Source organism: Rhizobium tropici CIAT 899, assembly GCF_000330885.1.
Lineage (GTDB): Bacteria > Pseudomonadota > Alphaproteobacteria > Rhizobiales > Rhizobiaceae > Rhizobium > Rhizobium tropici.
Genome location: NC_020059.1, coordinates 2,973,135 through 2,985,701, shown reverse-complemented (window position 1 = coordinate 2,985,701; position 12,567 = coordinate 2,973,135). Strand labels below are relative to the sequence as shown.

Genomic DNA, 12,567 nt, shown 5'->3' with positions numbered 1-12,567 from the left:
CGGATTGGATGATTGCCCAAAACAAAACCGGCCACGTCAGGCGCGACCGGTTCAAATTCATTGCGGATTGTCTGAAGCTCAGTTGCCGCCGAAGGCGGTCTGCAGCAGGGTCAGCTGTGCCTTGACGCTGTTCTGGTTGTCCGGAACGATTGCAGGTTCCGTAGGACGATAGATCTCGCGATCGAGGATGGCGACGCGGTTCTGCAGGCGCAGCGAACGCTCGACGAGATCGCGGAAGGATTCCGGCAGGTCATTCCAGCCGGGTGCCGTGCGGTCGACGTTGAAGCCGTCGAGGCGAACCTTGTTCTTTTCGGCCAGCACCTGATCGCGCGACATTTCGCCATTGTTGACGGCGCGCTGGAGCAGCAGCCAGGAGGCCATCTGCATGAGACGGGTCGTCAGCCGCATAGATTCGGCGGCGTAGAGCACGGAGGCCATGCGCGGCAGAACCTTGGAAGCGACGCGGCCCTGGCCGTCGAGATAGCCGGCAGTTTCTTCGACCAGCGACATGCCTTCAGAATAGAGCGCCCTGAACTGTGCCGACGATGCGGCGTGGCCAGCAAAGCTGATCGTGTTCAATCCAAGTTCCGACATCGAATAAATCCCTGCTTCACGCAACACTTTTGTTCAGGAAAGGCCGGTCAAGTCCCTAAGAGCTTTCGGCATCCGCTTTTATGACTTTAAGATGGTTGTTTTAACTGAAATTCGCAAGGCGATTCTTAAGAAAGGGTTAATCTCCACAGTTTCGGCAAGGTCCGTGATACAGGACAAAAAAGAAGAGCCGCAAAAGCGGCTCTCAAGGTAAAACAGGGAGAAAAATCAGACCAATTCGCCAAGTGGAGGAACTGTCTGAGTCCAGAGCGAATCTGGATGGTCCTAGTAATATGTCGTAAAGCTTAATATTCGGTTGACCATGTCTTGATCCAGAACTGCGCCGCCCAAATTTTGGGCTGCGGCGATGCACCCTGGAACGATGGCTCAGAAGCGGAAAAGGCTATCCGCCGCCTTGCGGCCGGAGGTCTTGGTGGCGATTTCTTCTTCCAGCCGGGCGATCTCGCCCTGAAGCAATGCAACGCGGCTTTTCAGCTCGTCGACCGATAGTAACGACAGGTCGCTGCCGATCTCGTGGGCGGACGGCTGCGTGGGGCGATCATCATCGAATAGGCTCATTTAGGCTCCTCCTTCCCTTCAAGAGGGATCAGGTGCCGTAATCTACAGTTATATCGTCCTTTTTTGAAGTCTCGCTGCGCGCCAGCGCCATGCTCTCCGGCGTGATCATCTGCGCGTTGGCCGATGGCATGGTCGTGTAGGCGTCGCGATCGCCCGCCGGCTTGGCGGCGCGCATGCGGCTGCGGAAGATCGAGTAGGAGGTAATCAGCACATGGGCGATGGCGGTGACGAAGAACAACGAGTAGGGGCCGATGGAGGACATGACCGGGCCGCTCAAGGTCGGGCCGATGATCGTGCCGATGCCGTAGAGCAGCAGCAGGCCGCCGGAAACCTTGACGAAATCCTCCGGCGCGGCGAAGTCGTTGGCATGGGCGACGGCGATCGGATAGAGCGTGTTGGCGACGGCGCCATAGATGACGACCATGCTGATGAGGAAAGCCGGGCTGCCGGGTTTCAGCAGGAAGAGGAGCAGGCCGTCGAGGGCTGCGATCGCCGCCATGCCCGCCAGCACATAGCGGCGGTCGATACGATCGGACAGGCGGCCGGCCGGCAGCTGCATGACGGCGCCGGCAAAGATGGTCGAACTCATCATCAGCGCGATATCGCTTTGGGAAAGGCCGGCCTTGGCGCCGAAGACGGCGCCGAGCGTGCCGTATGCGCCATTGGCGATGCCGACAAGCAGGATACCGATCGAGGCGACCGGCGAATTGCGGTAGAGCGCCTTCAGATCGAGGCTGACGGCCTTCAGCGGCTGCGGCGAGGCGGCGGTCGACAGCGTGGTCGGCAGCATGGCGATACAATAGCAGATACCGCACACCATGAAGAGGATGGGCGTATGGACATCGGCAAAGGGCACCATCATCTGGCCGGCGACGGCGCCGATGAGGGTGATGCCGATATAGAGCGAGAAGATCGCGCCACGGCTTTCATTGGTGGCGCGTTCGTTGAGCCAGCTCTCGATGATCATCGAGGTGCCGGCCGTGCAGAAGCCGGTCACGGCACGCAGCGCCACCCACCAGATGGGGTCGACGATGATGCCGGTCAGAAGCGCGATAATGGCGATGACGGAGATGAAGCCCGAAAAGGCGCGCACATGGCCGATACGTCGGACCAGTTTCGGCGCCGTCAGGCAACCGAGCACGAAGCCCGTCGCCCACGTCGTGCCGAGCAGGCCGAGCGTCGTCGTCGCATAGCCTTCGGCCGTGCCGCGCACAGGCAGCAGCAGGCTGTGCAGGCCGTTGCCGGTAAACAGGAACAGCGTGCCGAACAGCAGAGCGAGTACCGGCAATATGTTTCTTTTCATGCTCCCCACCTTCACGCGGCTCCGTTTGGGAGCCGAAAGGCAGGATTGCACCCTGCCTGTATTCGCTATTGATTGTGTCCCGGATTGCCGCTATCGGCGTGTAGAAACAGTCTGTTGGCGCGGAAAAATGTCCGTCGTATGACGATTAGAGCATGATCGCGAAAGGCGTGCAGCGGTTTTTGGTCGCGGCTGCTCTCACTCTTGCATAAATGGGGAAAAATAGCGTGACAAAAGCCATAGCGGTGCTGCTCCTGCTCGCCATGGCGGTGCATATCATCAAGCCTTTGGGGCTGCCGGGCCTGAGGCGCAGGGCTGATTTCTGGAAGATCGCCCTCTTCGCCTTTGCCATCTGGACGGTGGCGCTCGTCATCAACGAGGTGTTTTAGGGCATTCCAGACCGGATTCGAGCTTCAGTACCGGCACGCGTCGGCTTCCTAGACCCGGATCTCTCCGCGCATGACGAAGACGCTGCTGCCGGACAGCAAGACTTCATTTACCGTACCGGCAGATTTTTTGACGTCGACGCCGATGACGCTGCGTCTTCCCATTTCCACGCCCTGTTCGATGGTGATTTTTACCTCTGCATCCTGTGCCGGCAGCAGGGAAGTCAGATAGGCGCCGATCGCGGCGGAGGCGCTGCCGGTCGCCGGGTCTTCCGTTACATTATCGAGCGGCGCAAACATGCGGGCGCGGATGGCCCACGGATTTTCCGCGGAGCGCACGTAGAGAAAGAGCGAGAAACCGGTCTTGTCCTCTTTGTGCAGCGTAGCTGCCTCGGCAAAAACGGCGGCATTCGGCCATGCCTTGCCAAGCGTTTCGAGGCAGTCCAGCTCCGCAAAGGCGAAAGGCAGGCCGACAGATGCGAAGGTGGGAGCATGGGTCGTATGGCGGATCGATTGCGGGTCAATCTGCACGCAGCGTGCAATCAGTTCGTCGGCAATCGTCTCACCGACCGAAAGTTGGCCCGGCGCGCGAATGCTTGCGCCCGACACTCCATTATCGTTGCGCAGCAAGGCGACTTCCACAAGACCGGCGTCCTCTTCAAAGATCAGCCGGTCGCCTGCGGGTTTTCCGAAGATCGTCTGCTCCTGGCCGAGGACGAAGGCGGTGCCGACGTTGGGGTGGCCGGCAAAGGGGATTTCGGCCGTGGGCGTGAAGATGCGGACGCGGGCTGTATGCCCTGGATTTTCCGGCGGCAGCACGAAGGTCGTTTCCGAATAACCGAACTCGGCCGCGACCTTCTGCATGGCGTCGCTGCCGAGGCCACGCGCATCGGGGATGACCGCCAGCGGATTGCCGACAAAGCGTTCGGACGTGAAGACATCGACGGTGACATAGGCGATGGTGTTCATGGCGGCCCCCAGAGCTTTTGCAGATCTGCGAGGATTTAGCCGTTGCTCGGCGGATGCTGGAAGCGGGAACTTGTGCCGGTGACAACTTCACCAGCGGTCTCCTTTGGAGGCCGGGCTTCGCGTATCAACTTGAAAGCCGGGTCACGCGATGACGATCTCACGTCAATTGTTCTGAAACTGCTTGAGCACGCTGGACCAGAGTTCGACAAGTTCCGCACTGCCTGCATCGCCGGGCTTGGCACGGACCGCAGTGTGCACCAGGACCAGATGTGTTGCCGGATCGACGAGAATGCGCTGGCCGGCTCGTCCGTCCAGAAAGAACGTTCGGCGCGGACCGGGCATCAGCCAGGTCTGATAGCCGTAGCCCCAGGGGTTCGTCTCGTGATTGACAGCGAGGAACGAGCCTTGCTTGACCGGCTCCGTCGCATCCAGCAGCCATTGGCGCGGGATGATCTGCCGCCCGTTCAAGGCCCCATCATGGGCGAGCAGCATGCCGAAGCGGGCATAGTCGCGAAGCGTCGCGCTGAAGCAGCAGTAGCCGACTTCCTGACCTGTTTTGTCGACCTGCCAGTTCGCGCTCGCTTCGGCGCCCATCGGCTGCCATATCCGGGTCTGTAGATAGTCCGCCATGCTCATATGGGTGGCGTGCGTCAGAACGAGGCTTAGTCCTTCGGTATCGAGATTGCTGTAGTGCCAGACCGTATCGGGAGGCGCCACCCGCTTGTTGAAGCGGGATATGGCTGTGATGGGATCAAGCTTTTCGGGGCCAAGCAGTGAATTGCTGAGGTGAACGTTGTCGTCGGGGTTGCCGAAGTTTTCGGTGAAGGCAATGCCGGAGGCCATGTGCAGCAATGCGCGGATCGGCGTGACGCCCATCTCCGTGCCTTTCAGCTCCGGCACATAGGTCTCAACCGTATCGTCGATCGAACGGATGGCACCTTCGGAAATCGCAATTCCGATCATCATGCCGGTCAACGTCTTTGCCAGGGATTGCGAGACGAAGTGGTCGTGATCGGTGCGGCCGTATTGATAATGTTCGAACAGGATCGTGTCGTTGCGGGCAATCAGCAATCCCGTGGTGGGATTGGTGTCGAGATATTTCGACAGGGAGGCGGTCTCAGTGCCGAATGTGAACTTCACCGAAATCTCGGACGGGGCGCGTAACAGCTGTAATGGATGCTCGGCGGCGGCGATCGTGTGTGTTGGCGCAAGCTGATCGGCATGGGTGAAGTTGCCGATCATGTTGCGTTGTTCGCTGAGCGGCGGACCGACGGGATAGCCGAGTTTCTCACCGTAAGCTTCCGCATCCGGTCCGGTCGGAGAAAACACAGGAACAGCTGCACGCACCTGTTGAGCTTGAGCAATATCTGTTTGAGCGACCAGGACGACAGCAAGAACGGCGATAAAACTGCGCCAGGCCAGCATATGGCAACCCCTCTATTCGGCCCTTCATTATAATCGGACCTAGTGCCGCGCTTTTGTAACATCCGTTTGACACGGTTTGCTTTCCGATATCACAGCGAAGCTGATCTTGTCATTGTGGCATATATAACTTGCTCTGTTCTGAACGTCGGACGTTATTGCCATAAAGCAAAAAGCCCCGGCCGCATCACGACCGGGACTCTTCATTCATTCGAGGTGCCGGCTGATTTACTTGCCGGCCTGCAAAACGGCGACGCCGGGAAGGACCTTGCCTTCCATCCATTCGAGGAACGCGCCGCCCGCCGTCGAGACATAGGTGAAGTCATCGGCAACGCCGGCGTGGTTCAGCGCCGAAACCGTGTCGCCGCCGCCGGCGACCGAGGTCAGCTTGCCGGCCTTGGTGCATTCGGCGGCATATTTGGCCGCCGCGACCGTTGCTGCATCGAAAGGCGTGATTTCGAAGGCGCCGAGCGGGCCGTTCCAGACGAGCGTGGTGGCGCGGCCGATCCAGTTGTTGATCGCTTCGACCGATTTCGGGCCGACATCGAGTACCATGGCATCGGCGGGGATCGCTTCGATCGCGACGACTTCGTTTTCTGCGCCGGCCTTGAATTCGCGAGCGATGACGCCGTCTTCCGGCAGCACGATCGCGCAGCCGGCCGTGGCGGCTTCGATCATGATCTGCTTCGCGGTATCGGCGAGATCGTGTTCGCAGAGCGATTTGCCGACATTGGTGCCGCGCGCAGCGAGGAAGGTGTTGGCCATGCCGCCGCCGATGACAAGCGCATCGACCTTCTTCACCAGGTTCATCAGAAGGTCGATCTTGGTGGAAACCTTGGCGCCGCCGACGATGGCAACGACCGGGCGGACCGGATTGCCGAGGCCCTTTTCCAGGGCTTCAAGCTCTGCCTGCATCGTGCGGCCTGCATAGGCCGGCAGCAGGTGAGCGAGGCCTTCCGTGGAAGAGTGGGCGCGGTGCGCCGCCGAGAAAGCGTCGTTGACGTAGATATCGCCATTGGCGGCGAGCGCCTTGGTGAAGGCTGCGTCGTTCTTTTCCTCTTCCTTGTGGAAGCGGGTGTTTTCCAGCAGCAGGATGTCGCCATTGTTCATCTTGGCAACGGCGTCGGCAGCCGGGGTGCCGATGCAGTCGGAGGCAAAGAGAACGGCGTGATCCAGAACTTCTTCGACCGTCGGAACGATAAGACCGAGCGAAAGATCCGGGGAGGGGCCTTCCTTCGGGCGGCCGAAATGGGCAAGCAGAATGACCTTGGCGCCCTTTTCGGACAGTTCGAGAATCGTCGGGGCGACACGCTCGATGCGGGTCGCATCGGTGACCTTGCCATCCTTGACCGGCACGTTGAGGTCAACGCGTACGAGCACGCGCTTGCCGGAGATGTCGGTGAGATCGTCGAGAGTTTTGAAGGCTGCCATGGGAAGGATCCGATATTGTTGGTGGCGAAAAGCGCGCCGACCATACTACGGATGATCGGAGACGCAAGAACCGTTCGGCGTTTCATAGGATCGCCGAACGGTTCTATTTTCCTGGTTTTCGGCAATTCCGGACGGAAAGCCGTCATGCATTTTTCCGGGAATTGCTCAAGGCACTCAGGCGTCGTTTTTACCCGGTGTTGATTCGTCGGAAATAGCTTCATTCACGCGCTCGCGGCGCTTCTGCAGATAAGCCCGGATGCTCTTCAAAATATCATGGAGATTGATGAAGATCGGCATGATGACGGGCGGTTCCACCGCCTCGAGCGACATTCCGACGGATTGGATGTGATCGTTCTCGTCGAGATCCCTGACGATGAGGATGATCTCGCCCAGACGAACGCGATCGGCATAGTCGGCCTTGCCACCGAGGCGATGGCGCATGAGCTCCGCTATGGTGAGCCCCTTCTCCTGTTCGCTCAGCAATCCCGGTCCATAGGCAGCGTCGAGATCGGCGGCGGGGCGCAGCGGCGATATCGAGAAGGCACCGAAGAATTCGGCATCCTCGGGATCGACCGGCGCGCGGCTGGCGAAGATGCGGTCGAGAAGGCGCGAATAATTGGGGGAGACGAAGAGATAGACGATATCGTTTTCGCGCAGGCGGCCGGCATATTGATAGCGCATGGACTTGCCGTCGCGCACGATCAGCGACGGTGTCGCCCAGCGTGGGATGCGTTCGCCGCGCAGGACCGGGCTGTCCTTCACGACGCGATAGGAGAGGAGTTCGTGGTTGACCGTGCCCGGCAGGTCGACTTCGACCTTGTCGATCGCCCCCATGCGCGGGGGAACGATGAGGCCAAGCCGGCGCGCCATCGGCTTGATGGTCCAGCCCTGGACGAGCAGCGAGACCAGCACGACGATGAAGGCGACGTTGAAATAGGTCTGGCCGGCCTGCAGGCCGCCGAGGATCGGCATGATCGCCAGAAGGATGGAAACGGCGCCGCGCAGGCCGACCCAGGCGACGAAGCCGGTCTCGCGCTGGGTATAGTCGAACGGCAGCACGCAGAGCCAGACGGCGATCGGCCGGGCAATGAAGATCAGGAACAGTGCCAGCGCCACGGCGGGAATGGCGATCGCCGGAAATTCCGATGGTGTCGCAAGCAGGCCGAGCACGAGGAACATGATGATCTGCGCCAGCCAGGTCATGCCATCCTGGAAACGCTTGATCGAGGCGGAGGCTGGCAGCTTGCGATTGCCGGCATAGATGCCTGCGACATAGACGGCCAGGAAGCCGCTGCCGCCGACGGCGCCGGTAAATGAGAAGACGAGGAGCGCCAGCGCCAGCACGAAAATCGGAGTCAGGCCGCGATCCGTCTCCAGGCGGCCGACGATGAGGACGATCATCATGCCGCCGAGCAGGCCGAGTATGACGCCCAGCCCCATCTGCTGGACAAAGGTGGCAAGCATGGCGAGGTTGATGCCGGCATAGCCTTCACCGCTTGCCAGGAGCTCAACCAGGGCGAGTGTTAGGAAGATCGCCATCGGATCGTTGGTGCCGGATTCGACTTCCAGCGTCGAGCGCACCTTGTCGCGGATATTGATGCCGCCGATGCGCAGAAGGAAGAAGACGGCCGCCGCATCCGTCGAAGCGACGATCGAGCCTAGCAGGAGACCCTGCAGCCAGGTGAAGCCGAGCAGCCAGGTGGCCGCGAGGCCGAACAACGCGGCCGTGACGATGACGCCAACGGAAGCGATCGTCAGCGCGGGTGTCGCAGCAAGCTTGAAGGCCTGGATCGGCGTCCCATAGCCGGAATCGAAGAGAATGATCGCAAGCGCCAGAGAGCCGAGGATGTAGGCGAGATAATTGTTGGAGAATTCGATGCCGAGCCCATCCGTCCCGGCGGCAAGGCCGATCATCAGGAAGAGCAGCAGCAAAGGCGCGCCGAAACGGAAGGCGAGGAGGCTGGAGAAGGCTGCAATGAGTATGAGAACCGTGCTGATCAGCACGATAATGTAAAATGCCTCCACCTTTTTCCCCTTTCCGTGCGCCGCCACCGAGCCAAAAGCCCGGAATGCCGGAGGTCTCCCCAGTTTCCATCATGTTGCCGTGCCTGGCAAATTGGCAAACACGGAAATCGTTCGGAGGAGAGTTCATGGATCGAAACTCTTTCCGACGACTGCATCGTCATGGTGTGATGCGCTTTTGCCAGAACGGCGAAGCGGCTTGGAATGTCTGGGAGACTTCCTGCTTCAAAATTTACTGGTAAATCTGGACGATAGCAGGGCAGAGGGATGAAAAAATTGAAATGTTTTAAGAAGATGCGGGATGCTGCGGTCCCTTTGCGTGCTTACCGGCGGCGGGGCACTATTCATCAAAATAGTAATGCCGGCGGCGCGGAAAATCGCACCGCCGGCATTCATGTCACTCAGGTCTGAGCCGTAATCAGATCAGCTTTGCGAAGGCGACTGCCGTGTCCGACATGCGGCTGGAGAAGCCCCACTCGTTGTCGTACCAGGACAGAACACGCACAAAGTTGCCTTCCATGACCTTGGTCTGGTCGGTCGCGAAGATCGACGAGTGGCTGTCATGGTTGAAGTCGCGGGAGACCAGCGGCTCGTCGGTGTAGCCCAGGATGCCCTTCAGCTTGCCGTTCGATGCAGCCTTGATGGCTTCGTTGATTTCGCCGACCGTCGTTGCCTTCTTGGACACGAACTTGAAGTCGACGACCGAGACGTTCGGCGTGGGAACGCGGATCGACGTGCCGTCGAGCTTGCCCTTGAGGTGCGGCAGAACGAGACCGACAGCCTTTGCGGCGCCCGTCGACGTCGGGATCATGGACAGGGCTGCGGCGCGGGCGCGGTACAGATCCTTGTGCATGGTGTCGAGCGTCGGCTGGTCACCGGTGTAGGAGTGGATTGTGGTCATGAAGCCGTGATCGATGCCGACGGCGTCGTCGAGAACCTTGACTACCGGCACCAGGCAGTTCGTGGTGCAGGATGCGTTGGAGATGACCAGGTGTTCCTTGGTGAGCTGGTCATGGTTGACGCCGAAAACCACGGTCAGGTCGGCACCGTCGGCAGGAGCCGAAACGATGACGCGCTTGGCGCCGGCCGTCAGGTGAGCGGCAGCCTTGTCACGGGCGGTGAAGATGCCCGTGCATTCCATGGCGATGTCGACGCCGAGATCGCGGTGCGGCAGGGTTGCCGGGTCCTTGATCGCCGTGACCTTGATCGGCTTGCCGCCGCCCACGATGATCGAGTCGCCTTCGACCTTCACTTCGGCGGGGAACCTGCCGTGGATGGAATCGTAACGCAGCAGGTGAGCATTGGTCTCGACCGGGCCGAGGTCGTTGATGGCAACGACTTCGATGTCGGTACGGCCGGATTCGACGATTGCACGCAGGACGTTACGGCCGATGCGGCCAAAGCCGTTGATGGCTACTTTTACAGTCATGAATGTCACTCCCTTTCATTCAGGGTGTTTATCTATTGGATTTGAGAGCGCTTGTCAGCGCCCTCAGGAAAGCTTTGCCTCAGCGGCGGCGACAACGGCCTCGGTGGTGATGCCGAAGTGCTTGTAGACGTCCTTGTAAGGAGCCGAAGCGCCGAAGCCCTTCATGCCGATAAAGGCGCCTTCCGGTCCGATAAAGGCATCCCAGCCTTCGCGAACGCCGGCTTCGACGGCAACCTTGACCGGCGAGTTGCCGATGACTTCCTTGCGGTAGGCGTCCGGCTGCTCGAAGAAGAGCTCGGTGCAGGGAACCGAAACGACGCGCGTAGAAACGCCCTTGCCTTCAAGAACGGTGCGGGCGGCAACGGCGAGTTCGACTTCGGAGCCCGAAGCGAAGATCGTCACCTTGGCATCGGCATTGCCGGCCAGCGTGTAGGCGCCGAGTTCGCAGAGGTTCTTTTCGCTGTACTCGGTCCGGGCGGCCAGCAGGTTCTGACGGGTCAGCGCGAGGCCGGACGGACGGTTGGTCGTCTTGATGGCGATTTGCCAGCATTCGGCCGTTTCCGTTGCGTCCGCCGGGCGGAAGAGCTGGAAGTTCGGGATAGCGCGCAGGCTGGCGACCTGCTCGACCGGCTGGTGGGTCGGGCCGTCTTCGCCGACGCCGATCGAATCATGCGTCAGGACGTGGATGGCGCGGATGCCCATCAGAGCGGCGAGGCGCAGCGGCGGACGGCAATAATCCGAGAAGATCAGGAAGCCGCCGCTATAGGGGATGAGGCCGCCGTGGAGCGCGATGCCGTTCATGGCAGCGGCCATGCCGTGTTCGCGGATGCCCCAGTGCATGTAACGGCCGGAGAAATCGGTCGGAGTGATCGACTTCATCTGGCTGGTCTTGGTGTTGTTCGACGGCGTCAGGTCGGCCGAGCCGCCGAGCGTTTCCGGAATGAAGCCGTTGATGATTTCCAGCGCATCTTCCGATGCTTTGCGGGTTGCGAGTGTCGGCTTGGTTTCCGCGAGCTTCTTCTTGTAGTCGCTGATGGCGGCGTCGAAGCCGGCAGGCAGCTTATGATCGAAGCGGCGGGTGAACTCTGCCTTCTTGGCGGGGTCGGCGGCAGCGAGGCGGCCTTCCCAGGCTTCGCGGGTGCCGACGGAGCGTTCGCCGGCAGCGCGCCATTCGCCGAGGATGTCGTTCGGAATGACGAAGGGCTCGTAAGGCCAGTTCAGCGCAACGCGGGTCGCGGCGATTTCCTCGGCGCCGAGCGGCGAGCCGTGGACCTTGTGGGTGCCCTGCTTGTTCGGAGCGCCGAAGCCGATGATCGTCTTGCAGGCGATCAGCGTCGGGCGGTCGGACTTATGGGCGGCTTCGATGGCGGCGCTGATGGCGGCCTGATCATGGCCGTCGACTTCGATCGTATTCCAGTGAACGGCCTTGAAGCGCATGATCTGGTCGGTCGAGTCCGAAAGCGAGACGGCGCCGTCGATGGTGATGGAGTTGTTGTCCCAGAACAGGATCAGCTTGTTGAGCTTGAGGTGGCCGGCCAGTGCGATTGCTTCATGGCTGATGCCTTCCATCAGGCAGCCGTCGCCGCACATGGCGTAGGTGTAGTGATCCTGAAGCTCGGCGCCGAACTCTTCGCGCAGCTTGCGCTCGGCGATCGCCATGCCGACGGCATTGGCAATGCCCTGGCCGAGCGGGCCGGTGGTGGTTTCGATGCCGGTGGCGTGACCATATTCCGGATGGCCGGCGGTCTTGGAGCCGAGCTGGCGGAAGCGTGTGAGCTCATCGACCGTCATGTCCGGATAGCCGGTGAGGTAGAGGACCGAATAAAGCAGCATCGAGCCGTGGCCAGCCGACAGAACGAAACGGTCACGATCCGGCCAAAGCGGGTTCTTCGGGTCGAAGCGCAGATATTTGCTAAAGAGAACGGTGGCGACATCAGCCATCCCCATCGGCAAACCGGGGTGACCGGAATTGGCCTTCTCGACAGCATCCATGGCAAGGAAACGGATCGCATTTGCCATCCGGTCGTGTTGTTCGCGAGAGTTCATGGGTTTTTCCGCAGTGTTCCGGGTTCGGGGGATGGCCGCACGCTTGGGAGGGAGGCCATCGGTTAAAGGCGGGTGAAGTGAGGCGCTCTTCCGAACGCCATTTCCAACGTCGCCTCAGGCGGTCGAGACATAGCAGTTAGGGCGAGCAAGTCAACAAATCGAGGGCTCAATCCGGCTCCCTCGCGGCAATTTTTTAACATTTGCCCGTTCACTTTTACAAAAGACGACAATCATGCGACAAGCCCTGTGCAGACGGCAAAGGCGGCATTCATCCACAGAATAGGGGCCCTGCCACATGACAGCCTTTATTGACGTGCTGTTGCCGAGTTGAATATTGTTGCGAAATCAGACAAGTGGCCGGATGTTTCGATTCGGGCCTTGCGCGGAGAAGC

General features: G+C 60.4%; 10 protein-coding genes and 1 pseudogene. 2 read left to right on the top strand and 9 right to left on the bottom strand.

What is annotated here, in order from left to right; genetic code table 11:
- Positions 1-78: 78 nt before the first annotated feature.
- The 3 genes from rcdA to RTCIAT899_RS14695 form a co-directional block, all read right to left on the bottom strand.
- Entirely contained in the window at positions 79-594 is a 516-nt protein-coding gene (rcdA, locus tag RTCIAT899_RS14705; RefSeq protein WP_015341028.1) for a protease adaptor protein RcdA, read from the bottom strand.
- A 384-nt stretch (positions 595-978) separates the two neighbouring features.
- Positions 979-1,170 (bottom strand): DUF1192 domain-containing protein, encoded by a 192-nt coding sequence (locus RTCIAT899_RS14700; protein WP_015341027.1) that lies wholly within the window; start codon positions 1,168-1,170, stop codon positions 979-981.
- Positions 1,171-1,198: 28 nt separating this feature from the next.
- Positions 1,199-2,473, bottom strand: coding sequence for an MFS transporter (locus RTCIAT899_RS14695; protein ID WP_041677654.1), 1,275 nt, complete (start codon positions 2,471-2,473; stop codon positions 1,199-1,201).
- Positions 2,474-2,697: 224 nt separating this feature from the next.
- On the opposite strand from RTCIAT899_RS14695, the gene RTCIAT899_RS33800 reads away from it, so the two are divergent.
- Positions 2,698-2,859: a hypothetical protein gene (locus RTCIAT899_RS33800; protein WP_015341025.1), complete on the top strand. Its 162-nt coding sequence runs from the start codon at positions 2,698-2,700 to the stop codon at positions 2,857-2,859.
- Between the two features lie 48 nt (positions 2,860-2,907).
- Here RTCIAT899_RS33800 and RTCIAT899_RS14690 read toward each other — a convergent pair whose 3' ends face one another.
- The 4 genes and pseudogenes from RTCIAT899_RS14690 to RTCIAT899_RS14675 form a co-directional block, all read right to left on the bottom strand.
- Positions 2,908-3,825: a PhzF family phenazine biosynthesis protein gene (locus RTCIAT899_RS14690; protein ID WP_015341024.1), complete on the bottom strand. Its 918-nt coding sequence runs from the start codon at positions 3,823-3,825 to the stop codon at positions 2,908-2,910.
- 162 nt (positions 3,826-3,987) lie between these two features.
- Positions 3,988-5,250, bottom strand: a complete 1,263-nt coding sequence (locus tag RTCIAT899_RS14685; protein WP_015341023.1) for a serine hydrolase domain-containing protein — start codon at positions 5,248-5,250, stop codon at positions 3,988-3,990.
- Positions 5,251-5,475: 225 nt separating this feature from the next.
- Positions 5,476-6,734, bottom strand: a pseudogene (locus RTCIAT899_RS14680) (phosphoglycerate kinase).
- A gap of 118 nt (positions 6,735-6,852) precedes the next feature.
- The gene (locus tag RTCIAT899_RS14675; protein ID WP_015341021.1) at positions 6,853-8,703 is read right to left on the bottom strand and encodes a potassium/proton antiporter; all 1,851 of its coding nucleotides are present in this window, start codon (positions 8,701-8,703) and stop codon (positions 6,853-6,855) included.
- A 264-nt stretch (positions 8,704-8,967) separates the two neighbouring features.
- Here RTCIAT899_RS14675 and RTCIAT899_RS33520 point away from each other — a divergent pair, with 264 nt between their 5' ends.
- Positions 8,968-9,111, top strand: a complete 144-nt coding sequence (locus RTCIAT899_RS33520) for a hypothetical protein (RefSeq protein WP_154660800.1) — start codon at positions 8,968-8,970, stop codon at positions 9,109-9,111.
- Positions 9,112-9,118: 7 nt separating this feature from the next.
- Here RTCIAT899_RS33520 and gap read toward each other — a convergent pair whose 3' ends face one another.
- Both gap and tkt read right to left on the bottom strand, forming a co-directional pair.
- Positions 9,119-10,129, bottom strand: a complete 1,011-nt coding sequence (gene gap / locus RTCIAT899_RS14670; RefSeq protein ID WP_041677653.1) for a type I glyceraldehyde-3-phosphate dehydrogenase — start codon at positions 10,127-10,129, stop codon at positions 9,119-9,121.
- A gap of 63 nt (positions 10,130-10,192) precedes the next feature.
- Positions 10,193-12,175, bottom strand: a complete 1,983-nt coding sequence (gene tkt / locus RTCIAT899_RS14665; RefSeq protein ID WP_015341019.1) for a transketolase — start codon at positions 12,173-12,175, stop codon at positions 10,193-10,195.
- Positions 12,176-12,567 lie beyond the last annotated feature (392 nt).

What these genes read in the sequence shown, in the direction of transcription:
- tkt (WP_015341019.1), bottom strand. Translation starts at nt 12,175, where the DNA reads ATGAACTCTCGCGAACAACACGACCGGATGGCAAATGCGATCCGTTTC.
- RTCIAT899_RS14700 (WP_015341027.1), bottom strand. Translation starts at nt 1,170, where the DNA reads ATGAGCCTATTCGATGATGATCGCCCCACGCAGCCGTCCGCCCACGAG.
- RTCIAT899_RS14695 (WP_041677654.1), bottom strand. Translation starts at nt 2,473, where the DNA reads ATGAAAAGAAACATATTGCCGGTACTCGCTCTGCTGTTCGGCACGCTG.
- gap (WP_041677653.1), bottom strand. Translation starts at nt 10,129, where the DNA reads ATGACTGTAAAAGTAGCCATCAACGGCTTTGGCCGCATCGGCCGTAAC.
- RTCIAT899_RS14685 (WP_015341023.1), bottom strand. Translation starts at nt 5,250, where the DNA reads ATGCTGGCCTGGCGCAGTTTTATCGCCGTTCTTGCTGTCGTCCTGGTC.
- RTCIAT899_RS14690 (WP_015341024.1), bottom strand. Translation starts at nt 3,825, where the DNA reads ATGAACACCATCGCCTATGTCACCGTCGATGTCTTCACGTCCGAACGC.
- rcdA (WP_015341028.1), bottom strand. Translation starts at nt 594, where the DNA reads ATGTCGGAACTTGGATTGAACACGATCAGCTTTGCTGGCCACGCCGCA.
- RTCIAT899_RS33520 (WP_154660800.1), top strand. Translation starts at nt 8,968, where the DNA reads ATGAAAAAATTGAAATGTTTTAAGAAGATGCGGGATGCTGCGGTCCCT.